This window comes from Bacillus sp. FSL R12-0074, assembly GCF_038005725.1.
Taxonomy (GTDB): domain Bacteria; phylum Bacillota; class Bacilli; order Bacillales; family Bacillaceae_G; genus Bacillus_A; species Bacillus_A mycoides.
This window is the reverse complement of the sequence record NZ_JBBOTR010000001.1, coordinates 4,331,651-4,353,318: the sequence shown is the minus strand read 5'-3', so window position 1 is coordinate 4,353,318 and position 21,668 is coordinate 4,331,651. Positions and strand designations below refer to the sequence as shown.

Here is a 21,668-nt window from a genome sequence, read left to right as displayed (position 1 = left end):
AATATCTTCCTTCTATAACTCATACATATGTACAAACTGTATATAACTGTTTCTATTTGAATAAGGCTAACGAAAGAAAGGAGACAGTATGAAGAATAGACGTGTGGAAGAAATTAAAAAGCGGATTGCGAAAAGGAAAGCAGAGCAAGAATTGCTAGAAGAAGAGCGGTATTTTGCGGGAGGAGATTTTGATAGCGAAACGGTCTTTATTGAAGAGGGGGAGAAGGAAATTCATCCTCTATTTCGAAAAGAAGTTTTTCTCTTCAAAGTTTTGCTATCAGCAATATTAGTTCTTTCGGTTGCTATTTTATTTAAGAACGCACCTTCTTCTTTTGATGGTACTAGAGCTGTTACAGAAAAAGTTATGCAAGAAGAATTTCAATTTGCTACTATATCGAAATGGTATGAAAATCAGTTTGGAAAACCTCTCGTGTTCTTTTCTCCAAATGAGAAAAAAGAAGAGGCTATTCAGCAAAAGGATTATGCGATTCCTGCCTCTGGAAAGGTGATGCAAGGATTTCAAAAAAACGGCCAGGGTGTATTTGTTCAAACGGCTACAAATGTAACGGTGGAGTCAGTAAATGAAGGTATAGTTGTTTTTGCGGGCAAGAAAGAGGAACTTGGAAATACAGTTCAAATTCAGCACGCTGATGGTACGGAGTCATGGTATGCAAATTTAAATGATATGTCAGTAAAATTATATGATTACGTTTCAAAGAAACAAAAAATTGGAATAGTGAGTAATGATGAAAATAATAAAAATGGCAAATTTTATTTTGCAATAAAAAAGAATGAAAAATTTATTGATCCAATTCAGGTGATTTCATTTGATTAAATATAGGGATGTTTTCACGAAAATTTCTGTGCATCCGTTGTTTTGGGTTATTATTGTCATTGGTATTTTTACAGCACGTTTTAAAGAGTTACTATTACTATTTTGTATCGTTTTAGTTCATGAACTTGGGCATGCTTTTGCCGCAGCGTATTATAATTGGCGTATTAAACAAATTCAGCTTTTACCGTTTGGTGGTGTAGTTGAGATGGAAGAACATGGGAATAAATCGTTAAAAGAAGAATTAATTGTCGTTATGGCGGGGCCAATTCAGCATATATGGATGATTGCGGTCGCTTACATTTTGTATAAAGCGGGCTGGGTAACTGACGATTTGTACCATTTCTTTGTATGGAATAATGTCATTATTTTAGGGTTTAATTTATTGCCTATTTGGCCACTTGATGGTGGAAAAGTATTATTTAATGTATTATCATATCGTTTTCCCTATTTACAAGCACATGAAAAGATGATGAAATTGTCATGTGTTTTTTTTAGTGTAATATTAGGATGGCAGTTACTTTGGAATAGTAATAACATTATGATGTGGGTATTACTCGTTTTTCTAGCGATTTCTTTATATCAAGAATGGAAACAAAGACGGTACGCATTTATGCGTTTTTTATTAGAGCGTTATTATGGGAATAAAAGAGATATTGAAAAAATAGCACCTATTGAGGTGAAAACGGAAGATCATTTATATACGATTTTCACAAAATTTCGCAGAGGATATAAACACTCTATTATCGTCCATGGAAAATATAAAGAGCATTACACATTGGACGAAAATGAATTGTTGTATGCGTATTTTGCTGAAAAACGAACAACCTCATCTGTTGAAGAATTAATTGGTTAGTGTTGACGACGACACTAACCTTTTATATTGTAAGGAAAAGAAATGAAAAGTGAGGAAAGAATTTTGAAGACGTTATATATTAACTACACTGGTTCGGAAAAGCGTGTTGCGATAGAAGAGAAACAAAAAATTGTAGAGCTTTTATGGAAACGGAATGAAGAGCAGGAGATTGTCGGACATATTTATGTTGGGCGTATCGTAAGAACAATTGCTGGAATGAACGCAGCCTTTGTAAATATCGGATTAGAAAAACATGCATATCTTTCATTTGATGATGTACCATCTTCATATCGCATACATGAAGGACAGGCGATACTTGTACAAGTTGTGAAAGAGGCAATTGATACGAAGGGGCCAAAATTAACGGCGAAGATAGAAGTTACCGGAAAATATGTCGTTTACATGCCCTATGATGACATGCGCGCTGTTTCTCGGAAAATAAAAAATAATAAAAGAAGACAACAGTTACTGGGAATTGAAGTAGAAGGAACAGGTGGATACATTTTCCGTTCTGCTTCTGAAAAAGGAACGATCGATGAAATACAAGCTGAAATGCAAGGGTTGCAGCAGTTATATGAAGAGTTAAAAAGAAAAGAAGATCAAGGGAAGGCGCCCTTACTACTTCATCAACCAGCGACGTTTTTAGATCGTGTATTTCAGGAGAACCCAATTGAAACAATTGAAAAAATAGTTGTAGATACGAGAAGTATAGTAAAAGAATTAGAAGAAAAAGTAGGGAAAGAAAGAGTAACCTTTTATAATGAAAAATCTTCGATGTTTAACCATTTTGGAATAGAGCGTGAAATCGAGAAAGCACTTCAAAAAATTGTGTGGCTACCAAATGGTGCCTATCTAATTGTAGAACAAATGGAGACGATGACTGTAATTGATGTGAATACAGGTAAATTTACTGGAAAACAAAATTTACAAGATACCGTATTTCGCACAAATGAAATGGCTGCTGAAGAGATTGCTCGTCAATTAAGACTTCGTGATATTGGCGGGATGATATTAATTGATTTTATTAATATGAAAAGACGGGAAGATAAAGAGAAGGTAAGAGAGCGTTTAATGATAGCTTTACAAGATGATCGCACATATACAAGAGTGCTTGGGTTTACAGAGTTAGGTATTTTAGAGATGACGCGTAAGCGCAAGAAACATTCTTTACGTGACGTATTATTAGAAGAGTGTGCGCCTTGTAAAGCGACAGGTTACGTTATATCTAATGAAACAATTGCGTATGAGCTAGAGAGAGAGCTTATTACTTATGGTAATATAGAGGATGAAGCTGTATTGATTGGTGCTTCAAAAAAAGTACAAAAACATTTTTCACAAAAAGAATTACAAAAAAATATTCCATTTGAAATTTATTTCAAAGATGATATTATCGAAAAGTACGCTATTATCCGTTTTGGAAGTAAGAAAGAAATTGTAGAACGGAAAAAATAGTTAGCAGAACATTCATTGACAATAGTCAATGAGTCATGGTAATATTTTTATGTTATAGTTTATAGCACCTAAACTGCTATATGCTACAACCGCACAAGACAGGTTCCCTAAAGACATTTTATGTCTACCTCGTTTTTGGCGAGTCTTAGTAATTAAGAGGAGGTGCAAGTATGTACGCAATTATCGAAACAGGTGGAAAACAAATTAAAGTTGAAGCTGGTCAAGCAATCTACATTGAAAAATTAGATGTTGAAGCTGGTGAAACTGTTACTTTTGACAAAGTTCTTTTCGTTGGTGGCGAAAACGTGAAAGTTGGTAGCCCAGTTGTAGAAGGTGCAACAGTTACTGCGAAAGTTGAAAAACAAGGTCGCGCTAAGAAAATCATCGTTTTCAAATACAAAGCGAAAAAGAACAATCGTAAGAAACAAGGTCATCGTCAACCTTACACTAAGCTAGTAGTTGAAGCTATCAACGCTTAATTCTGGTTAAGATGATTAAGATTACGATAAGTCGCACGAAACTAGGAAGTATCCGATCATTTAAAATGACTGGACATGCCAATTATGCGCCACATGGACAAGATCTTGTCTGTGCTGGAACTACAGCGGTTGTGTTTGGTTCTATAAATGCAGTGGAAGAACTTTGTAATGTGCAGGCAACTATTGAACTCGGAAGTGATGGCGGATTCTTGACGTATGAATTGCCTAATGATTTAGACGTTCATACAGCAGAAAAAGCACAAATCCTTTTAGAAGGATTGGTTGTTTCACTTAAGACGATTGAACTTGATTACGGAAAGTATATCCGTTTAATAGAAAAAGTGCAGGAGGTGTAACGTATGTTAAGATTAGATCTTCAGTTTTTCGCATCTAAGAAAGGTGTAGGTAGTACAAAGAACGGTCGTGACTCTCAGTCAAAACGTCTTGGTGCTAAACGCGCAGATGGTCAAACGGTTTCAGGTGGTTCAATTCTTTACCGTCAACGCGGTACAAAAATTTATCCAGGTGTTAACGTTGGTCGTGGTGGCGATGACACTTTATACGCGAAAGTTGACGGCGTAGTACGCTTTGAGCGTCTTGGTCGTGACCGCAAACAAGTGAGCGTATATCCTGTTGCTCAAGAAGCATAAGAACTCACGGAAAACTCTAACCTGAGTGCAGGTTAGAGTTTTTCTATATTAAGGGGTATCTAAATGAATGAAAAATGGACAATTATAGATGCGTTGAGCCACTCGAGACATGATTGGCTCAATCGTTTGCAGATGGTTAAAGGAAATCTTTCCCTTGGAAAAGTGGAAGAGATTCATAGGCTCATCGATCGTTTTGTCCAAGAAGCGAGACAAGAATCCAATCTGATGGGGCTATCAATGCCTTTATTTTCAGAGTGGATTTTAACATATAATTGGAAACAGCAACCGTGCTTATTGGAGTACGAAGTATTAGGGAAATTACATAACTTATCTCATCTAGATGAGACTGTATGTACATGGACGAATCAGTTTTTCTTAATGCTTCAGCATAGTTTAGACGTATATGTTGAAAATTATGTTTGTATCACAATTGAATGTGACGCGGAGAATGCTCGTTTCTTTTTTGATTTTCGTGGAAAGCTAACGAATGTAGAAGAACTACAAACGTGGCTTGCGAACGAAAACAATAAATGGTATTCCATTTCTTATACAGTACGAGACGAAGAAGTCTCAGTTATATTACAACTAATCGAAAAAAGTGTGGTGAAATAATGTTTGTAGATCAGGTCAAGATATATGTAAAAGGCGGCGACGGTGGTAACGGAATGGTTGCGTATCGTCGTGAGAAGTATGTACCTAAAGGTGGCCCAGCAGGTGGCGACGGTGGTAAAGGTGCAGATGTTGTTTTTGTTGTTGAGGAAGGCTTACGTACATTAATGGACTTCCGCTACCAACGTCATTTCAAAGCTGATCGCGGTCAGCACGGAATGAGTAAAGGTCAGCACGGTCGTAAATCTGAAGATTTAATCGTTAAGGTTCCACCAGGAACAATAGTGAAAGATGAAAAAACAGGTGAAATTCTTGCCGATTTAGTAACGCATGAACAAACAGCTGTAATCGCAAGAGGTGGCCGTGGTGGCCGTGGTAATTCACGTTTCGCAACAGCGACGAACCCAGCGCCAGAAATCGCTGAGAACGGGGAACCAGGTCAAGAACGTGATGTCACGCTAGAACTTAAAGTGCTAGCAGATGTTGGACTTGTTGGATTCCCAAGTGTAGGTAAATCTACATTATTATCTGTTGTATCATCAGCGCGTCCGAAAATTGCAGAATATCACTTTACAACAATCGTTCCGAATCTTGGTGTTGTTGAAACTGGTGATAACCGCAGCTTCGTTATGGCTGACCTTCCTGGACTAATTGAAGGCGCACACTCCGGCGTTGGACTTGGACACCAATTCTTACGTCATATCGAACGTACACGTGTAATTGTGCACGTTATTGATATGTCTGGTTTAGAAGGACGTGAGCCATATGAAGATTATGTCACAATCAATAATGAACTAAAAGAATACAATATGCGTTTAACTGAGCGTCCACAAGTTGTTGTTGCAAACAAAATGGATATGCCAGATGCAGAAGAAAATTTACAAGCATTTAAAGAGAAATTGGGAGACGAAGTGAAAATTTTCCCAATCTCAGCTGTAACGAAACAAGGTGTTCGTGACTTACTATTTGAAGTAGCGAACTTATTAGAAACAACACCAGAATTCCCAATGTACGATGATGTAGAAGAATCTGAAGCAAGTGTAATGTACAAATTTGAATCTGAATCTAATTTTGAAATTACACGCGAAAGTGATGGCACATTTGTTATTTCTGGTTATGACATTGAGAAAACATTCAAGATGACAGACTTCTCACGTGATGAATCTGTACGCCGATTTGCTCGTCAAATGCGTGGAATGGGTATTGATGAAGCCCTTCGTGCACGTGGTGCAACAGACGGAGATATTGTGAAAATTCTTGAATATCAATTTGAATTTATCGATTAAGACTGCCGAAATATGGCGGTCTTTTTTTTTCGTTATTTGAGTCCAGTAAAAACCCAATTCATATAGGCGAACCATAAGTCGATATAGGAAAAAATCCCCATTGATTAAAGTTTCAATTTATAATAGAAAAAGGAGTGATTTTAGAAGAATATTTTATGGGGAGAAAAGGAATATGTATAAAATATTAATTGTAGAAGATGATGAAAAAATTGCAGAGATATTAGAGGAGCATTTAGAAAGGTATGGATATCAATCTTTCAGAGTGAGCGATTTACGGCATATAAAAGATGAGTTTGTAAAAGTAAGTCCTCATCTTGTGTTACTTGATATTAATTTACCATACTTTGATGGCTTCTACTGGTGCCGCCAAATCCGCACTGTATCGAATGCGCCGATTATTTTTGTTTCTGCAAGAACAGGGGAAATGGATCAAGTAATGGCGATTGAAAATGGCGGAGATGATTACATTACAAAGCCATTCCATTTAGATATCGTAATGGCAAAGGTGAAAAGTGCACTCCGCCGCGGGTATGGTGAGTATGCTTTGGCCGCGGAAAGTGACTGCTTAGGTGTTAATGGATTGTTATTATTTCCATCACAGCACACAGTAGAGTGGAAAGGTCAACAAACTGAACTTACAAAAAATGAGTTTTATTTATTAGAATGTTTAATGAAACAAGCAAATCAATACGTGACACGTGAAGAGCTGTTAGAGGCTTTATGGGATGAAGTAGCTTTTGTTGATGATAATACATTAACCGTGAATGTAAAGCGTGTAAGGAAGAAACTTGAGGAGTTAGGCATTAAAAATGCAATTGTCACAAAGCGTGGGTACGGTTATGCTCTTCTTACTGAATGGGGCGAAGGGCATGAAGGTTAAAAATTACCTCATAGAACGTTTTTCCTTAATCCTTTCTTACATTATAAGCCTTTGTTTATTTGGACTCGTATTGCAGTTGCAAAGCCTTTTAGAAAAGCGTGCGCTGGACTGGAGTACATGGTTATACGGACTTTTATTAGGGACAGTTGTGTTTAGTGTATACCTTATTTACGATTACCGAAAACGAAGTGTGTTTTTAAAGAGAATAGAACAGTATATTGCCGGTGGACATACATTACATGACTCTTTACTTATCGATACTTCTTATACGTCAGAGCAAGAAATGGTCGTTGAAGCGTTTACGCTATTAAGGCAGCAATATATGAATGAAGTTCATAAGCAGCATGCAAAAGAGCAACAGCAAATGATTTTTATGAACCAGTGGATCCATCAAATGAAAACACCAGTATCCGTTATTGAATTATTGTTACAGAAATATGGTAAGGAACACCGTGAAGCAAGGGGAACGATTGAAAGTATTCGTGAAGAAAATAACCGTATTTTAAATGGGTTAGATTTAGCGTTACATATGGCAAGGTTAGATCAATTTTCGAAAGACTATAAAGTAGAAGTAGTAAATGTTATAGAGGTCATTCGAGATATTATTAATGAAAATCGGAAGTCGTTCATTCAATCTTCTGTATTTCCGAAAATGATGTTTGAAGAAGAGACTTGTATGATTGCGTCTGATAGAAAGTGGCTTAGTATCGCGATGAGCCAAATTGTTGTGAATGCAATTAAGTATACAAAAATTTCAGAAGCAGAGAAAAAAGAAATTCAATTTCAAATTGAAGAGAAAGATCAAAAGGTGTTATTACATATTAAGGACAATGGAATTGGTATTCCTGAGCAAGATGTAAAGCGTATATTTGATCCGTTCTTTACGGGAATAAACGGCCGTAAAACAAGGGAAGCGACAGGTATGGGTTTATATATTACGAAGGAAATCTGCGGTAATTTACATCATGGAGTGTATGTACAATCAACTGAAGGGGAAGGAACAACAGTTACGTTCCAATTTGCAAAAGATGAAGAATATCATACATTAATGAGAAAAATGACAAAACTGTAAGATAACAAAACGTTTTGTAAGGGAAATCACTCGTTTCTTTTTCTTATTTTTCTTATAGTAAATGTAAGAAGAAAACACGTAGGGGGATTAGAAATGAGTATTCTTGAAGTAAAAGGGTTAACAAAGGTGTACCAATCAAAAGGTTCAGTAGCGACGACTGCTTTAAATGATATAAATTTTAAAATTGAAGAAGGCGAGTTTGTAGGGATTATGGGGCCTTCAGGAAGCGGAAAAACAACGCTTTTAAATTTATTAGCAACAATTGATAAGCAAACTTCAGGTCATGTGCTTGTAAATGGTGAAGAAATTAATCAAATGCGTGCTGCAAAATTGGCGGAATTTCGCCGTACACATCTAGGATTCATTTTCCAAGATTTCAACTTACTTGATACATTATCGATTAAAGAAAATATTATTTTACCGCTTGTAATGGCGAAGAAATCTGTAAAAGAAATTGATGCGAAAGTACTTGAAATTGCGAGGTTTTTAAACATTGAAGAAATTTTAAATAAAAAAGTATACGAAGTATCAGGTGGACAACAACAACGTGCAGCAGCTGCAAGGGCGATTATTCATGAACCAACATTAATTTTAGCGGATGAGCCAACAGGAAACTTAGATTCTAAGTCAGCGAAATCATTAATGGGAGCACTTCAAGATTTGCATGAGCAAAAGAAAGTAACGATTGCAATGGTAACACATGATCCAGTAGCCGCTAGTTATTGCGAACGTATCCTTTTCATACGTGATGGAGAGATTTTTTCAGAAATACATAAAGGAAGAACGAAGCAAGCCTTTTTCCAAGAAATTTTAGACGTACTTGCGATGCTAGGAGGAGAATATCATGAACTTTCGCCAGCTCGCGCTTAATAACGTAAAAGGAAATTGGCGTAATTATAAAGCGTTTCTTATTAGTAGTTGTTTATCGATTGTCGTATTTTTCATGTATGCTTCCTTCATTTATCATCCAGATGTCGTAAGCGGTAATATTAGTATGAAGACGATGATTACAAAAGGGTTAGAATCGATGAATTATATTGTAGTCATCTTCTCAGCACTCTTTATTTTATATGCGAATTCAACGTTTTTACGAGCAAGAAAAAAAGAATTTGGCTTATTAACGTTAATAGGTGGAACGAAGTCTCAACTTGGCCGAATGATTATATTAGAGCAACTGATGTTAGGGAGTATTGCCATTGTAGTAGGTATTGGGATTGGAATGCTTTGTTCAAAACTTTTCTTCCAAGCACTCAGTGTCTTACTAAAAATTGATAAAACACTGCCGCTTGTGTGGAATGGAAAAGCAGTTCTTATTACAGTTGGCATATACTTTGTCCTCTTTTTAATACTATCATTGTTTAGTGTTTGGACAGTAGGCCGCTTGCAAATTATTGATTTATTAAGAGAGGCAAGAAAACAAAAAGTAGAACCTTTTGCATTTACATGGTTAGGGGTAGTTGGTATAGGCTGTATTATTGCTGCGTATATACTCTGTTTCCAAGTAACAATTATGAATTTCATTATGTATTTCTTACCAATTGTCGGACTGACAATTGGCGGAACGTATTTACTATTTACACAAGGAAGTACAGTCGTATTAAAAGCATTGCAAAAACGAAAACAATCTTTTTATACGTATCCCAATATGTTTGTACTTAGCAATCTTATTTATAAAATGAAAGATAATGCTCGTTTTCTATTTGTTATTTCTATTATTACGGCGGTTGTTTCTTCAGCGGTTGGTACGCTTTATGTATATTTTGAAAATATGAGTGCGAAAACGATAGAGCTTACACCGCATGCTATTTCATATGAGGAAAAGGGACTAAATACGCATAGCCTGATTAATGAAGAAAAAGAACAAGAGATTGTAAAAAAACATGGGTTTGAAGATGCACGAAAAGTAACTTACGTAAAACTACCTGCAACACAGAAAATAATGTTGTTTAACAGTGAACGTGAAGTACCAATGACGATTATTTCAGAAAAAGAATATAACGCGGAAGTACGTGAACAAAAGAAAGAGCAAATTACAGAGGTTCATAATGCACCAGGTAGTGCGACGATGGTTATGGTTGATGCAGCAAATGAACTTATGAAGATAGATCGTACGAAACCGTATGAATTTACAATCAACGGACAAATGCAGTCTGCTCAATTAAATGAGCCAACGTCATATTCTGTTTTTAATGATAGTGAATATCTCATTGTGAATAATCAAGATTTTGAGAAATATGAAAAGCTCGTACCAGATGAAGAGAAGACGAAATATTATGGTTATTATATTGAAGACTGGAAAAGTACGGAAGACCTTGTGCTAGATTTGAAAAAGGAAATTGCACCAGAAAAGCAAGGGGAATTGAGAAACGCAGTGTTCGCTTATAAAGATATAAGAGAAGGTGGAGCGATTACAATGTTCATCGGATTCTTCGTAGCAGTACTGTTCTTCTTCTTCGCTTGTAGTATGACATACTTTAAATGGTTTAACGATAAAGAACAAGATCGTATTCAATTTAAGTCATTAAAAAGAATTGGTATGACAGATAAAGAAATTCGTAAAATTGCAATTCGTCAAATGGGAGTTATCTTCTTTATCCCAATTTTAATCGGTACAATTCATAGTGGATTTGCTCTTCATACGTTAGGGAAAATGCTTTATATCGATTTATGGAAATCAGGTGCGATTGTAATAGGGGCTTATATTTTAGCTTCTGCCATTTACTTTATGATCGCGCAAAGAGGATATTTAAAACACGTGAAAAGCTAGGGAAACCTCTAGCTTTTTGCCTATGTAGTAAGGTACAGGAGGACGATAGATGAACATTCGGCAACTGGCGCTACAAAATATAAAGGGAAATTGGCGTAATTATAAAGTGTTTTTCTTAAGTAGTTGTTTTGCCATATTTGCTTCTTATGCATACATGTCTGTCATTGTACATCCGTATATGCAAGAGACGATGTGGTATCAAAATGTACGCTGGGGACTTATCATATGTAACGTTATAATTATTTCTTTTTTCGTCATATTTATTTTATACTCTACTTCTATTTTCATAGAAGCACGTAAGAAAGAATTAGGTTTATATATGTTAATGGGAGCGACGAAGTCTAACGTAATAGGAGTGATTATGACCGAGCAAATATTGATCGGAATTTTCGCTAATATTTTCGGTATTGGGCTTGGCATGATTTTTTTGAAACTCTTTTTTATGGTATTTAGTATGTTACTTCATCTTCCGAAAGAACTCCCTGTCATATTTGACATGAGAGCGATTGGTGTAACGTTTGTTATATATATGCTCGTCTTTGTTCTGTTATCTTTTATAAGTGCTTTACGTATATGGAATATAAAAATAATACGGTTATTAAAAGAATTTCGAACAGATAAACGAGAGAGGAAAACATCAAAGTGGCTTTGTTTATTCGGCTTTGCTTGTTTAGGAACGGGATATGCGCTAGCGCTACAAGTGACGATGCCAACGATAGCATTATACTTTTTCCCTGTGTCTATACTTATCTTTTTTGGAACGTATTTTTCTTTTACACATGGTGTTAGCCAATTGTTAGAAGTGATAAAACGAAATAAAAAGATTATGTATACATATCCGTATTTATTTATAGTGAATCAATTGTCACATCGAATGAAGGAAAATAGTCGCTTTTTCTTTCTGTTGTCTATGGCAACAACGTTTGTCGTTACAGCGACAGGTACGGTGTTCTTATATTTTTCTAGCATGCAAGATATGTGGCGTGGCGGAGGAGTACACTCATTTTCATACATAGAAAAAGGTACTTCTGCTCATGAAGTTTTCGAGAAAGACAAGGTTGAAAACTTATTACATCAATATGGATATGATAATTTTCAATATATGAGTTTTGTTGGAGTGTATGCATCCTTTCAGTCCAATAAGGGAGAAACAGAGGTAGCACCGCTTATAAAGGAAAGTGAATACAATCAAGAGGCAAGAAAACAAAAACAGAAAATGTATTATCCTAAAAAAGGAACAGTTACACTTGTCTATTATAATAAACGCAATTATCCAAATGTATATAATCAAAAAGAGATTCAATTGCAAGTAATGAATCAAGCGTATCCATTCGCATTTAACGGTCAGAAAGAAGGGGTACAATTTAACTATCACCCTTCATACATTAATGGTCTGTTTTTTGTCATGAATGATGAAGATTTTAACAGTATAGCAAATACAATTCCGGATTCTGAAAAAATGATATATAGAGGTTACACATTACCAAATATCGAAAATACGAAAGAATTAAACGAAGATTTACGGAAACATATGAAACAAGATAATAATGATGCATTTCGAAGTAATATGGAGTTATATGTGAATATGAAAGAGTTCGGTAATCTTACTCTATTTGTAGGCTCATTCATTAGTATATTATTCTTCCTTACTTCATGTAGCATCGTATATTTTAAATGGTTTCATAATATTGCATCGGATCGTAAACAGTATGGTGCACTCTCTAAACTTGGGATGACAAAGGAAGAGGTGTGGAAGATTTCTCGTTGGCAATTATGTATGCTATTTTTTGCACCTATTATAGTAGGAAGTATGCATAGTGCAGTTGCGTTATATACGTTTCATAATACTCTCTTTATGGACGGTTCATTAAGAAAAGTAGGTTTGTTTATTCTGTTTTATATCGCTGCATGTATCATTTATTTCTTCTTCGCTCAAAGAGAATACAAGAAACATTTAGACTAGCGAATGCTAGTTTTTTTTAAATATTCGAAATTTACATAGAAGAATATAAAAAAGTATGGTATAACAGTAAGAAAACGAAAAAGAGAGGGAAAAGACGATGATTCGAGTAGGATATTTAGGACCAGAGGCAACATTTACAAATATGGCGGTGAGTCGTTTTTTTCCGGAAGCAGAGCATGTACCGTATCGAACGATTCCAGATTGTATTGATGCAGCCGCAAATGAAAACGTAGATTTCGCAGTTGTACCGTTAGAGAACGCCATAGAAGGTTCAGTTAATATAACGGTTGATTATCTCGTACATGAGCAGCCACTTTCCATTGTAGGAGAAATTACAGTGCCAATTCAGCAACATTTACTCGTACACCCGCAGTACGAAGGAGTGTGGAAAGAAGTATACGCTGTACATTCTCATCCGCATGCCATTGCACAGTGCCATAAATTTTTAAATGAGGAATTAAAAGGGGTAACCGTTCGCGATATGACATCAACAAGCGCTGCTGCACAATATGTGAAAGAACATTCTGAAGAAAAAATTGCAGCTATTGCAAATGAAGCAGCGGCAGAAAAATACGGATTAACAATTGTAAGGCGTGATATTCATACGCATAAAAACAATCATACACGTTTCCTTGTTCTCCATAAGAAAAAGAAAGCAGTACTCCCAAATAACGGAGAAAACCGAGGAGAGAAAACGACGCTTATGATAACGTTACCTGCTGATTACGCAGGGGCACTATATCAAGTGTTATCAGCTTTCGCATGGAGAAAATTAAACTTATCCAAAATTGAATCGCGCCCGATGAAAACAGGCCTTGGAAATTACTTTTTCTTAATCGACGTCGATAAAGCATATGATGACGTATTATTGCCAGGCGTAATGATGGAACTTGAAGCACTTGGCTTTTCTGTTACTGTTTTGGGGAGTTATTCTTCTTATTGGTTATAAGGGGAGTGTTTGTCGTATTTTGTAGTTAAGTCGATATAATTTCGGTCGCTAGTATACCGTATGATAGATAAATAGAGTCCCACCTATAAAAGGTGGGATTTATTATTTTAACTTCGAAAGACGATCCTCTAACTGACCACGCCAAATCTCGGCTAGTTCTTGTACAGCAAGAACCTTCGCAATGCCATCTTTATCTTTCCTATTATGAAAATAAATTTCGTTAGAGAACAAAACAGATACATTGTTTGATGGACGCTCTAGTAATGTGATTTTAGAATCTTTACGCACAGTACCTTCTTGAAGAACGCGGCATAAGTAGCCAGTATATCCGGTTGCTACAATGCGCGGTAAAATGCCAGGAATACCGACACGTTTTGAAATTGTGCTACAAGGTACGCGAGCTTGTGTTACTTGAATGATTGCTTCGCCTAGTTGATATGTATCTCCGATGCAAACATCACGCTCTAACATATTTGTTACGGTAATGTTTTCGCCAAATGTGGAAGCTGGAAGTGTAGTTTGAAATTCCTCTTCCCATAGTGCGTAATGCTCGTGTGGGTACACACAAACTGCGCGATCAGGTCCCCCGTGGTGTTTTAAATCCGCTACATCATCACCACGGAATCCGTCTTTTGAGAGGAAGGCCTCTTCTGTAGGATCTTTACATATACCTGTTATCATTTCTTTATCTTCGCCATATTTCATTTGTTTCGGTTTACCAGTGCTAAAGTGAACGAGTTCAATCCCCATAGTTGATCTCCTTTACAATTGATTTCAATATTATATCACTAAAAAAGCACAGAGAATGATAAAAAACTCTGTGCTTTACATTAATAAACGAGAAATCCAGCGCGGTCTAGTGCCTCACAAGCGGCATCTAATTTCTCTTTAGAATCTGCTTCAATTGTATGTAAGTGAATACCATCTGTTAGTTGCGAAAGATAGGAAGCGTTTGTGTTTTCGATTTTTTGTAAATATTGCTCTACATCGAAGCGATTACTTACCATAATCGATGCTGTTAAGTCGCCGTATACAGGATGCTCAACTTTTACGTCTTTAATTGTAACGCCGTGGTCAACTAACATAGTAAGTTCTTGACGTACTTCTGCCGGTTTATGTTGGCATACGATTACGCGTTCAAAAGCTTGTTGTCTTGTTTGTGGCTTTAAATATAAATACCCTTGTGCAGTCGCGATAATTGGTTCATTTCGTGCTTTTAGTAAGGAAATGTCTTGAACGATAACTTGCCTACTTACGTTTGTCTTTTTAGATAGCTCATTCCCCGATAACGGTTCATTTGCAGCAAGAAGCCACTCGAGGATGAGTTGTCGTCTTTCTTCGCCTAAAATCTTTTTTTGATCATTTTGTTTCATTATGATTTAACACCTCTATAAAATTGATTTCCAATTGTGTGTAGTGCATGAATAGTTGTATCAATTTGTTCTTTCGTTGTGTGATGTCCGAAAGAAAAGCGGACATATTGTTTTGCCTCTTCATACGTTTTTCCAATTGCAAGCATTGTTTTTGAAGGGTCTTGTTTACCGACTTGGCAAGCACTTCCAGTTGAAATGGCTATACCATGACGGTTACATTCTAACATTGTATACTGACCTTCTATTCCTTTTATTGTAACCCCAATAATATGTGGTAAACAAGAAGTAGAATGTCCTTTCACTTCAATTTCTAGAGGAAGTGTTTGTAATTGCTCTAAAAAATAAGATCGTAATTGTTTAAAACGAAAGCTCTCTTCCTTTTGATTCTTTAATATATGCTCTGCGGCTGTTAAAAAAGCAGCGATTCCAGGAACGTTCACTGTACCAGGGCGAAAGCCCTTTTCATGAGAAGTTCCTGGAAATACTTGTTCCCAGCGAACTTGCGGATTTATATAGCAAGCTCCAACTCCTTTTGGTCCGTATATTTTATGGGCTGAAACAGAGAGGCTATCAATCTCCATCGCTTTAACGTCTATTGGAAGTTTACCAAACGTTTGAACACAATCCGAATGAAATAAAACATTATATTTTTTTAAAATTGCTCCGATCTCTGCAATGTTTTGAACGGTCCCGATTTCAGAGTTTCCGTGCTGTATACTTGCTAGAGCAGTATCTTCTGTAATAGCTGCTTCTAAATCTACTAAATGAATTATCCCACTTTTATCAACAGGAATCTCAGTAATAGTATAACCTTGCGATTGTAAGGATTGAAAATAACTTCGAATCGATGCGTGTTCCATAGGTGTCGTAATAATGTGCTTTCCATTTCTAGCATTTAGAAGGGATTGAATCGCAAGGTAGTTAGATTCTGAACCGCCGCTTGTAAAGAATACACCTTGTTCCTTACCCCCAATCATTTCTGCAAATGTTTCTCTACAAACTTGCAATAAAGATGATGCACTTCCGCCGATATCGTGTAAACTTTGTTCATTTCCGAAATATTTCTTTGCTGCTTCTACATATGTTTCTAAAGCTTCTTCGCTCATAGGTGTTGTCGCTGCATAATCTAGATATATCATCATGTAATTTCCTCTCTTCAGTAAGAGTGACATTTGTTTTCGTTTTTAGAATGGTAGTGAAAATAAGAATTGTAAAAAAACTCTTGTCATTATTTTAAAACTATGTAAATATAGGTGTCAAGACAGTTGGAAAGTGTAAAGTGGGAGGCAACAATTATGCCAAGTGCAGATGTCTTGATTATTGGAAGTGGCGTTGCGGCGCTTCGTGTTGCGAAAGAGCTTTGTCACGAAAAGAATGTGATAATTATCACAAAAAAAACAGGACGTAATAATAATACACATTTAGCTCAAGGAGGAATTGCAGCAGCAGTTGCTACATATGACGATCCGAGTGGGCATTTTGAAGATACATTAGTGGCAGGTTGCCATTATAACAACGAAGAAGCAGTTCGTTATTTAGTTGAAGAGGGACCGAAAGAAATAAGTAAGCTTATTACGAATGGAATGAAATTTGATGGGGATGAAAAAGGGATCCACCTTGGTAAAGAAGGGGCGCATCGAAAACGGCGCATTTTACATGCCGGAGGAGATGCAACTGGTAAAAATCTATTAGAGCATTTAATACAAGAAGTAGTTCCGAACGTTACTGTCGTTGAGCATGAAATGGTGCTCGATTTTATTATAGAAAATAATAAATGCATAGGAGCTTTAACGCGAAATAGTGAAGGGAAGCTGAAGCGTTACTATGCTGATAATACGGTGTTAGCATCAGGAGGAATAGGTGGTTTGTACGCCTTTACATCGAATGATGAGACAATTACAGGCGATGGACTTGCGATGATATATCGAGCTGGGGGGGAACTTGTTGATTTAGAATTTGTACAATTTCATCCGACGATGTTATACGTGGACGGGCGATGTTGTGGTCTCGTTTCTGAAGCAGTCCGTGGTGAAGGAGCTTTCCTTATAAATGGAAAAGGACAGCGTTTTATGATGGATATACATCCCGGGAAAGATCTCGCACCGCGTGATGTAGTGGCAAGGGCTATTCATGAACAACTTCTTGCAGGTGAAAAAGTGTACTTAAACATCGAAACAATTCAAAACTTTGAACAACGTTTTCCGACCGTCTCATCATTATGTAAAAAGAATGGTATTGATTTAAAAGAAAATTCTATTCCGGTCGTACCGGGCGCTCATTTTCATATGGGCGGCGTGAAGACGAATTGTGACGGAGAGACGTCCATTTCAAACTTATATGCGGTCGGTGAAGTGGCTTGTAATGGAGTTCATGGTGCGAATAGATTGGCGAGTAATTCATTATTAGAAGGTCTTGTGTTTGGAAGACGAATAGGAAAATACATTTTAGCTAAGCCAGCAGAGGAAAGAAAAAATGTGCTGGAAGAGAGAGGGAAAAGTTTTATAGCTCTTAATGATTTACCGTTGAAAGAAGAAATACAAGAATGCATGATGAAATATGTTGGGATTGTGCGAACTGAGAAAAATTTATCATATGCTCAGAGATGGTTTAGTAGGTACGGTGTGCGAAATATGATCTTACAATATGATGCACTTACAAATGAAGAGATAACGCTTATTAATATGTTAACAGTTTGTGAGCTTATAACAGTATCAGCTTTGCAAAGAGAAGACAGTATTGGTGGTCATTATCGCATTGATTATCCAGAAAGAAATAGCGTGAAAAAAGAGATTATCCGAGTGAGAAGAAAACTACAACTTGTTTAATAAGGGGAAGAGGGGTTTTATGAATACGTTAAAAGTTAAGGAAGCATTAAATCGATTTTTTCTAGAAGATATAGGAGAAAGAGATGTAACATCTCAGCTTATCTTTCCCGATAATGCACTTGCGAAAGGAACGTTTCTTGTAAAAGATACAGGGGTATTTGCAGGGTGCTTAGTAATTGAAGAAGGATTTAAATTAATTGATCAGAGAATTGAAGTTGAACTTCATAAAAAAGATGGGGATCTTGTAGAAAAAGGCGAAATAATTGCAACCGTGCAAGGCCCAATCGCATCATTATTAACGGCAGAGCGCGTTATATTAAACGTTATTCAGCGTATGAGCGGGATAGCGACGATGACACGTAAGGCGGTTTTTGCTTTAGATAGCAGTCATACACGCATTTGTGATACGAGAAAAACGATGCCAGGACTACGTATGTTTGATAAATATGCTGTAGTATGCGGGGGCGGATTTAACCACAGATTCGGTTTATATGATGGTGTCATGATTAAAGACAATCATATTGCTTTTGCTGGCTCGATTACAAAAGCTGTTACATCGGTGAAAGAAAGATTGGGACATATGGTGAAAGTAGAAGTCGAAACAGAGACAGAGGCGCAAGTGAGAGAAGCGATAGAGGCCGGCGCAGATGTTATTATGTTCGATAATCGTACGCCAGAAGAGATGCGTGAGTTTTCAAAAATTGTACCAAGTGCCATTGTTACGGAGGCTTCAGGTGGTATTACAATTGAAGATTTATCAAAATACGGAAAAACAGGGGTAGATTATATTTCACTTGGAGCGTTAACACATTCAGTGAAAGCACTTGATATTAGTTTTAATATTGAGGCCTAATGAGAGTGGTTTAGAGGGGGAGAATCATAAATGGGTATTTTAGAGAAAGTTCAGCCAATCGAAGTAATGTTACCAGAGCGTTATAAAACGATGTCTACATTAGAGATGGAAGAGCGTGTCCGTGAAATTAAAGAAAAAATGGGGGCATTACTATTTATTCCAGGACATCATTATCAAAAAGATGAAGTGGTGCAATTTTCAGATGCAGCAGGGGACTCACTTCAACTCGCGCAAGTTGCAGCGAATAATAAAGAGGCAAAATATATTGTGTTTTGTGGTGTGCACTTTATGGCAGAAACGGCAGATATGTTAACGACAGATGATCAAATTGTCATCTTACCAGATATGCGTGCCGGCTGTTCTATGGCAGATATGGCAGATATTGAACAAACAGAAAGAGCGTGGAAAGAGCTCGCGAAATTATTTGGGGATACGATGATTCCATTAACGTATGTAAATTCAACAGCTGCGATCAAAGCGTTTTGTGGTCGTAATGGAGGGGCAACAGTAACCTCTTCTAATGCAAAACAAATGGTGTCTTGGGCGTTTACACAAAAAGAGCGTCTCGTCTTTTTACCAGACCAACATTTAGGAAGAAATACAGCGTATGATTTAGGTATTCCGTTAGAAAAAATGGCAGTGTGGAACCCGCATACAGATTCATTAGAGTACGATGGAGATATAGAAGAAATTCAAGTGATTTTATGGAAAGGCCATTGTTCTGTTCATCAAAACTTCACTGTGAAAAATATTGAAAATGTGCGGAAAAATCATCCGGATATGAATATTATTGTTCACCCTGAATGTTGTTATGAAGTGGTTGCTGCTTCTGATTATGCAGGATCAACGAAATATATTATTGATATGATTGAAGCAGCTCCGGCGGGAAGTAAGTGGGCGATTGGTACAGAGATGAATTTAGTGAACCGAATTATTCAGCAACATCCAGATAAAGAAATTATTTCGCTAAATCCGTTTATGTGTCCTTGCTTAACGATGAATCGAATTGACTTACCTCACCTGTTATGGGCACTTGAGAACATAGAAAGAGGAGAACAAATTAACGTTATTCGTGTAGAGAAACAAGTAACAGAAGAGGCAGTTCTTGCATTAAATCGTATGTTAGAGCGCGTTTAAAGCAGCGGGATTTCCGTTGCTTTTTTTCGTACATATAATCATAACAAGGATGAAATAGGCATACATTGTGTTGAGGAAATCATTGCGGTTTTTCTATGCTTATTCCACTTCGAATCATATTGAAAATAGAAGAAGTGATAAAAGTAAAAGAAGTTAATGTTGTTTAGAAAGTGTTACTTCAAAGTGTTTTTACTTATAGATAAGTTATACAGGAGGGGGAAAATTTGAAAATTCATATCGTGCAAAAAGGGGAGACCCTTTGGAAAATTGCAAAAAAGTACGGAGTGGATTTTGAAACGCTAAAAAAAACAAATACACAGCTTAGCAATCCAGACCTAATTATGCCAGGGATGAAAATTAAAGTGCCATCGCATAGCGTTCATGTGAAACAACAAACTGGATCGGGTTCAGCGCCCCCGAAACAATATGTAAAAGAGGTGCAGCAAAAAGAGTTTGCATCAACACCAACGCCACTTGCAATAGAAGATGAAGATGAGATCACGTATCAATCAACACCTATTACACAACAACCAGCTATGCAACAAACGCAAAAAGAAATGCAGATAAAACCGCAAAAAGAAATACAGGTGAAGCCGCAAAAGGAAGTGCAAGTGAAGCCACAAAAAGAAGTGCAAGTGAAGCCACAAAAAGAAGTGCAAGTGAAGCCACAAAAAGAAGTGCAAAAAGAAATTCCGATTCAAAAAGAGAAGCCAGTTGAAAAGCCGCCTGTCATTCAAAAACCACCTGTTGTAGAGAAAGTAGAAAAACTAAAACCTACTACGAAAGAAAACACTAAATTTTCTATCAATGTATTACCGCAGCCGCCGCAACCACCAATTAAAGCGAAAAAAGAATATAAAATTTCAGACGTAATAAAAAAGGGAAGCGAGTTAATTGCTCCTCAAATTAATAAAATGAAACCTAACAATGTCATTTCTCCGCAAACGAAAAAAGACAATATAGGAAACATAGTGTCACCGCAAGTGAAAAAAGAAAATATAGGGAATATAGTGTCACCGCAAGTGAAAAAAGAAAATATAGGGAATATAGTGTCACCGCAAGTGAAGAAAGAAAATATAGGGAATATAGTGTCGCCGCAAGTGAAGAAAGAGAATGTAGGGAATATAGTGTCGCCGCAAGTGAAGAAAGAAAATGTAGGAAATATAGTGTCGCCGCAAGTGAAAAAAGAAAATGTAGGGAATATAGTGTCGCCGCAAGTGAAGAAAGAGAATGTAGGGAATATAGTGTCGCCGCAAGTGAAGAAAGAAAATGTAGGGAATATAGTGTCGCCGCAAGTGAAAAAAGAAAATGTAGGAAGCATAGTCTCACCAAACGTATCAAAAGAAAGTGTTATTATCCCGCAAGTAATACCGCCTAATATTCAAGTGCCGAATATAATGCCAATAATGGATAACAATCAACCACCAAATATAATGCCAATAATGGATAACAATCAACCACCAAATATAATGCCAATAATGGATAACAATCAACCACCAAATATAATGCCAATAATGGATAACAATCAACCACCAAATATAATGCCAATAATGGATAACAATCAACCACCAAATATAATGCCGATAATGGATAACAACCAAATGCCAAACATGATGCCAATAATGGATAACAACCAAATGCCAAATATGATGCCGATAATGGATAACAACCAAATGCCAAATATG

At 36.6% G+C, this 21,668-nt stretch carries 20 protein-coding genes, 1 pseudogene and 1 other annotated feature; of the genes and pseudogenes, 18 read left to right on the top strand and 3 right to left on the bottom strand.

The annotated features are described in order from the left end of the window. Nucleotides 1-88: 88 nt before the first annotated feature. From NSS97_RS22615 to pheA, 14 genes are all read left to right on the top strand, one after another. Nucleotides 89-835: a peptidoglycan DD-metalloendopeptidase family protein gene (locus NSS97_RS22615; protein WP_107887399.1), complete on the top strand. Its 747-nt coding sequence runs from the start codon at nucleotides 89-91 to the stop codon at nucleotides 833-835. Then, complete coding sequence (locus NSS97_RS22610) at nucleotides 828-1,688, top strand: M50 family metallopeptidase (RefSeq protein WP_002088816.1); 861 nt, start codon at nucleotides 828-830, stop codon at nucleotides 1,686-1,688. The genes NSS97_RS22615 and NSS97_RS22610 overlap by 8 nt, the downstream gene beginning before the upstream one ends. Nucleotides 1,689-1,730: 42 nt before the next feature. Continuing rightward, a complete protein-coding gene (locus tag NSS97_RS22605) occupies nucleotides 1,731-3,140 on the top strand; it encodes an Rne/Rng family ribonuclease (RefSeq protein WP_044442396.1) in 1,410 nt (469 codons plus the stop codon). Between the two features lie 77 nt (nucleotides 3,141-3,217). Continuing rightward, nucleotides 3,218-3,296, top strand: a sequence feature (ribosomal protein L21 leader region). Nucleotides 3,297-3,310: 14 nt separating this feature from the next. Beyond that, nucleotides 3,311-3,619 carry a 50S ribosomal protein L21 gene (gene rplU / locus NSS97_RS22600; RefSeq protein WP_000270907.1) on the top strand — a complete coding sequence of 103 codons (309 nt, stop codon included), beginning with the start codon at nucleotides 3,311-3,313 and terminating at the stop codon, nucleotides 3,617-3,619. A gap of 11 nt (nucleotides 3,620-3,630) precedes the next feature. Next, on the top strand, nucleotides 3,631-3,975 hold the full coding sequence (locus NSS97_RS22595) for a ribosomal-processing cysteine protease Prp (RefSeq protein WP_002138477.1): 345 nt from the start codon (nucleotides 3,631-3,633) through the stop codon (nucleotides 3,973-3,975). A 3-nt stretch (nucleotides 3,976-3,978) separates the two neighbouring features. Next, nucleotides 3,979-4,269 (top strand): 50S ribosomal protein L27, encoded by a 291-nt coding sequence (rpmA, locus tag NSS97_RS22590; RefSeq protein WP_000944957.1) that lies wholly within the window; start codon nucleotides 3,979-3,981, stop codon nucleotides 4,267-4,269. A gap of 63 nt (nucleotides 4,270-4,332) precedes the next feature. Beyond that, entirely contained in the window at nucleotides 4,333-4,881 is a 549-nt protein-coding gene (locus NSS97_RS22585; protein WP_044442397.1) for a sporulation initiation phosphotransferase B, read from the top strand. Then, entirely contained in the window at nucleotides 4,881-6,164 is a 1,284-nt protein-coding gene (gene obgE / locus NSS97_RS22580) for a GTPase ObgE (RefSeq protein ID WP_002015378.1), read from the top strand. The genes NSS97_RS22585 and obgE overlap by 1 nt, the downstream gene beginning before the upstream one ends. 172 nt (nucleotides 6,165-6,336) lie before the next feature. Continuing rightward, complete coding sequence (locus NSS97_RS22575) at nucleotides 6,337-7,044, top strand: response regulator transcription factor (RefSeq protein ID WP_002034150.1); 708 nt, start codon at nucleotides 6,337-6,339, stop codon at nucleotides 7,042-7,044. Continuing rightward, nucleotides 7,034-8,116 carry a HAMP domain-containing histidine kinase gene (locus NSS97_RS22570; protein WP_033707976.1) on the top strand — a complete coding sequence of 361 codons (1,083 nt, stop codon included), beginning with the start codon at nucleotides 7,034-7,036 and terminating at the stop codon, nucleotides 8,114-8,116. Before NSS97_RS22575 ends, NSS97_RS22570 begins: the two co-directional genes overlap by 11 nt. 93 nt (nucleotides 8,117-8,209) lie before the next feature. Continuing rightward, nucleotides 8,210-8,986 (top strand): ATP-binding cassette domain-containing protein, encoded by a 777-nt coding sequence (locus tag NSS97_RS22565; protein WP_107887401.1) that lies wholly within the window; start codon nucleotides 8,210-8,212, stop codon nucleotides 8,984-8,986. Then, nucleotides 8,961-10,883 carry an ABC transporter permease gene (locus NSS97_RS22560; protein WP_097808352.1) on the top strand — a complete coding sequence of 641 codons (1,923 nt, stop codon included), beginning with the start codon at nucleotides 8,961-8,963 and terminating at the stop codon, nucleotides 10,881-10,883. Before NSS97_RS22565 ends, NSS97_RS22560 begins: the two co-directional genes overlap by 26 nt. A 49-nt stretch (nucleotides 10,884-10,932) precedes the next feature. Then, nucleotides 10,933-12,846: an FtsX-like permease family protein gene (locus NSS97_RS22555; protein ID WP_107887402.1), complete on the top strand. Its 1,914-nt coding sequence runs from the start codon at nucleotides 10,933-10,935 to the stop codon at nucleotides 12,844-12,846. A 97-nt stretch (nucleotides 12,847-12,943) separates the two neighbouring features. Further along, complete coding sequence (gene pheA / locus NSS97_RS22550; protein ID WP_107887403.1) at nucleotides 12,944-13,795, top strand: prephenate dehydratase; 852 nt, start codon at nucleotides 12,944-12,946, stop codon at nucleotides 13,793-13,795. Nucleotides 13,796-13,897: 102 nt separating this feature from the next. On the opposite strand, the gene NSS97_RS22545 is transcribed toward pheA, so the two are convergent. The 3 genes from NSS97_RS22545 to NSS97_RS22535 all read right to left on the bottom strand — a co-directional run bounded on the left by NSS97_RS22545 (nucleotide 13,898) and on the right by NSS97_RS22535 (nucleotide 16,310). Beyond that, entirely contained in the window at nucleotides 13,898-14,545 is a 648-nt protein-coding gene (locus NSS97_RS22545) for an MOSC domain-containing protein (RefSeq protein ID WP_107887404.1), read from the bottom strand. Between the two features lie 80 nt (nucleotides 14,546-14,625). Next, complete coding sequence (locus NSS97_RS22540; RefSeq protein ID WP_002034157.1) at nucleotides 14,626-15,168, bottom strand: transcription repressor NadR; 543 nt, start codon at nucleotides 15,166-15,168, stop codon at nucleotides 14,626-14,628. Continuing rightward, entirely contained in the window at nucleotides 15,168-16,310 is a 1,143-nt protein-coding gene (locus NSS97_RS22535; protein ID WP_107887405.1) for an IscS subfamily cysteine desulfurase, read from the bottom strand. The genes NSS97_RS22540 and NSS97_RS22535 overlap by 1 nt, the downstream gene beginning before the upstream one ends. Before the next feature lie 153 nt (nucleotides 16,311-16,463). On the opposite strand from NSS97_RS22535, the gene nadB reads away from it, so the two are divergent. From nadB to safA, 4 genes and pseudogenes are all read left to right on the top strand, one after another. Then, nucleotides 16,464-17,993, top strand: a complete 1,530-nt coding sequence (nadB, locus tag NSS97_RS22530) for an L-aspartate oxidase (protein ID WP_107887406.1) — start codon at nucleotides 16,464-16,466, stop codon at nucleotides 17,991-17,993. Nucleotides 17,994-18,012: 19 nt separating this feature from the next. Then, entirely contained in the window at nucleotides 18,013-18,846 is an 834-nt protein-coding gene (nadC, locus tag NSS97_RS22525) for a carboxylating nicotinate-nucleotide diphosphorylase (RefSeq protein WP_107887407.1), read from the top strand. A 30-nt stretch (nucleotides 18,847-18,876) separates the two neighbouring features. Next, nucleotides 18,877-19,983 (top strand): quinolinate synthase NadA, encoded by a 1,107-nt coding sequence (gene nadA, locus NSS97_RS22520; protein ID WP_107887408.1) that lies wholly within the window; start codon nucleotides 18,877-18,879, stop codon nucleotides 19,981-19,983. Between the two features lie 224 nt (nucleotides 19,984-20,207). Further along, a pseudogene (gene safA / locus NSS97_RS30530) lies at nucleotides 20,208-20,364 on the top strand (SafA/ExsA family spore coat assembly protein); the annotation flags it as partial. Nucleotides 20,365-21,668 lie beyond the last annotated feature (1,304 nt).

Excerpts from the sequence above, each read along its gene's own strand:
- NSS97_RS22595 (WP_002138477.1), top strand. The coding sequence starts at position 3,631 with ATGATTAAGATTACGATAAGTCGCACGAAACTAGGAAGTATCCGATCA.
- NSS97_RS22555 (WP_107887402.1), top strand. The coding sequence starts at position 10,933 with ATGAACATTCGGCAACTGGCGCTACAAAATATAAAGGGAAATTGGCGT.
- NSS97_RS22540 (WP_002034157.1), bottom strand. The coding sequence starts at position 15,168 with ATGAAACAAAATGATCAAAAAAAGATTTTAGGCGAAGAAAGACGACAA.
- NSS97_RS22585 (WP_044442397.1), top strand. The coding sequence starts at position 4,333 with ATGAATGAAAAATGGACAATTATAGATGCGTTGAGCCACTCGAGACAT.
- nadB (WP_107887406.1), top strand. The coding sequence starts at position 16,464 with ATGCCAAGTGCAGATGTCTTGATTATTGGAAGTGGCGTTGCGGCGCTT.
- NSS97_RS22560 (WP_097808352.1), top strand. The coding sequence starts at position 8,961 with ATGAACTTTCGCCAGCTCGCGCTTAATAACGTAAAAGGAAATTGGCGT.
- NSS97_RS22575 (WP_002034150.1), top strand. The coding sequence starts at position 6,337 with ATGTATAAAATATTAATTGTAGAAGATGATGAAAAAATTGCAGAGATA.
- nadA (WP_107887408.1), top strand. The coding sequence starts at position 18,877 with ATGGGTATTTTAGAGAAAGTTCAGCCAATCGAAGTAATGTTACCAGAG.
- obgE (WP_002015378.1), top strand. The coding sequence starts at position 4,881 with ATGTTTGTAGATCAGGTCAAGATATATGTAAAAGGCGGCGACGGTGGT.
- rpmA (WP_000944957.1), top strand. The coding sequence starts at position 3,979 with ATGTTAAGATTAGATCTTCAGTTTTTCGCATCTAAGAAAGGTGTAGGT.
- NSS97_RS22570 (WP_033707976.1), top strand. The coding sequence starts at position 7,034 with ATGAAGGTTAAAAATTACCTCATAGAACGTTTTTCCTTAATCCTTTCT.
- NSS97_RS22565 (WP_107887401.1), top strand. The coding sequence starts at position 8,210 with ATGAGTATTCTTGAAGTAAAAGGGTTAACAAAGGTGTACCAATCAAAA.
- NSS97_RS22605 (WP_044442396.1), top strand. The coding sequence starts at position 1,731 with ATGAAAAGTGAGGAAAGAATTTTGAAGACGTTATATATTAACTACACT.
- pheA (WP_107887403.1), top strand. The coding sequence starts at position 12,944 with ATGATTCGAGTAGGATATTTAGGACCAGAGGCAACATTTACAAATATG.
- NSS97_RS22545 (WP_107887404.1), bottom strand. The coding sequence starts at position 14,545 with ATGGGGATTGAACTCGTTCACTTTAGCACTGGTAAACCGAAACAAATG.
- NSS97_RS22535 (WP_107887405.1), bottom strand. The coding sequence starts at position 16,310 with ATGATGATATATCTAGATTATGCAGCGACAACACCTATGAGCGAAGAA.
- NSS97_RS22615 (WP_107887399.1), top strand. The coding sequence starts at position 89 with ATGAAGAATAGACGTGTGGAAGAAATTAAAAAGCGGATTGCGAAAAGG.
- rplU (WP_000270907.1), top strand. The coding sequence starts at position 3,311 with ATGTACGCAATTATCGAAACAGGTGGAAAACAAATTAAAGTTGAAGCT.
- nadC (WP_107887407.1), top strand. The coding sequence starts at position 18,013 with ATGAATACGTTAAAAGTTAAGGAAGCATTAAATCGATTTTTTCTAGAA.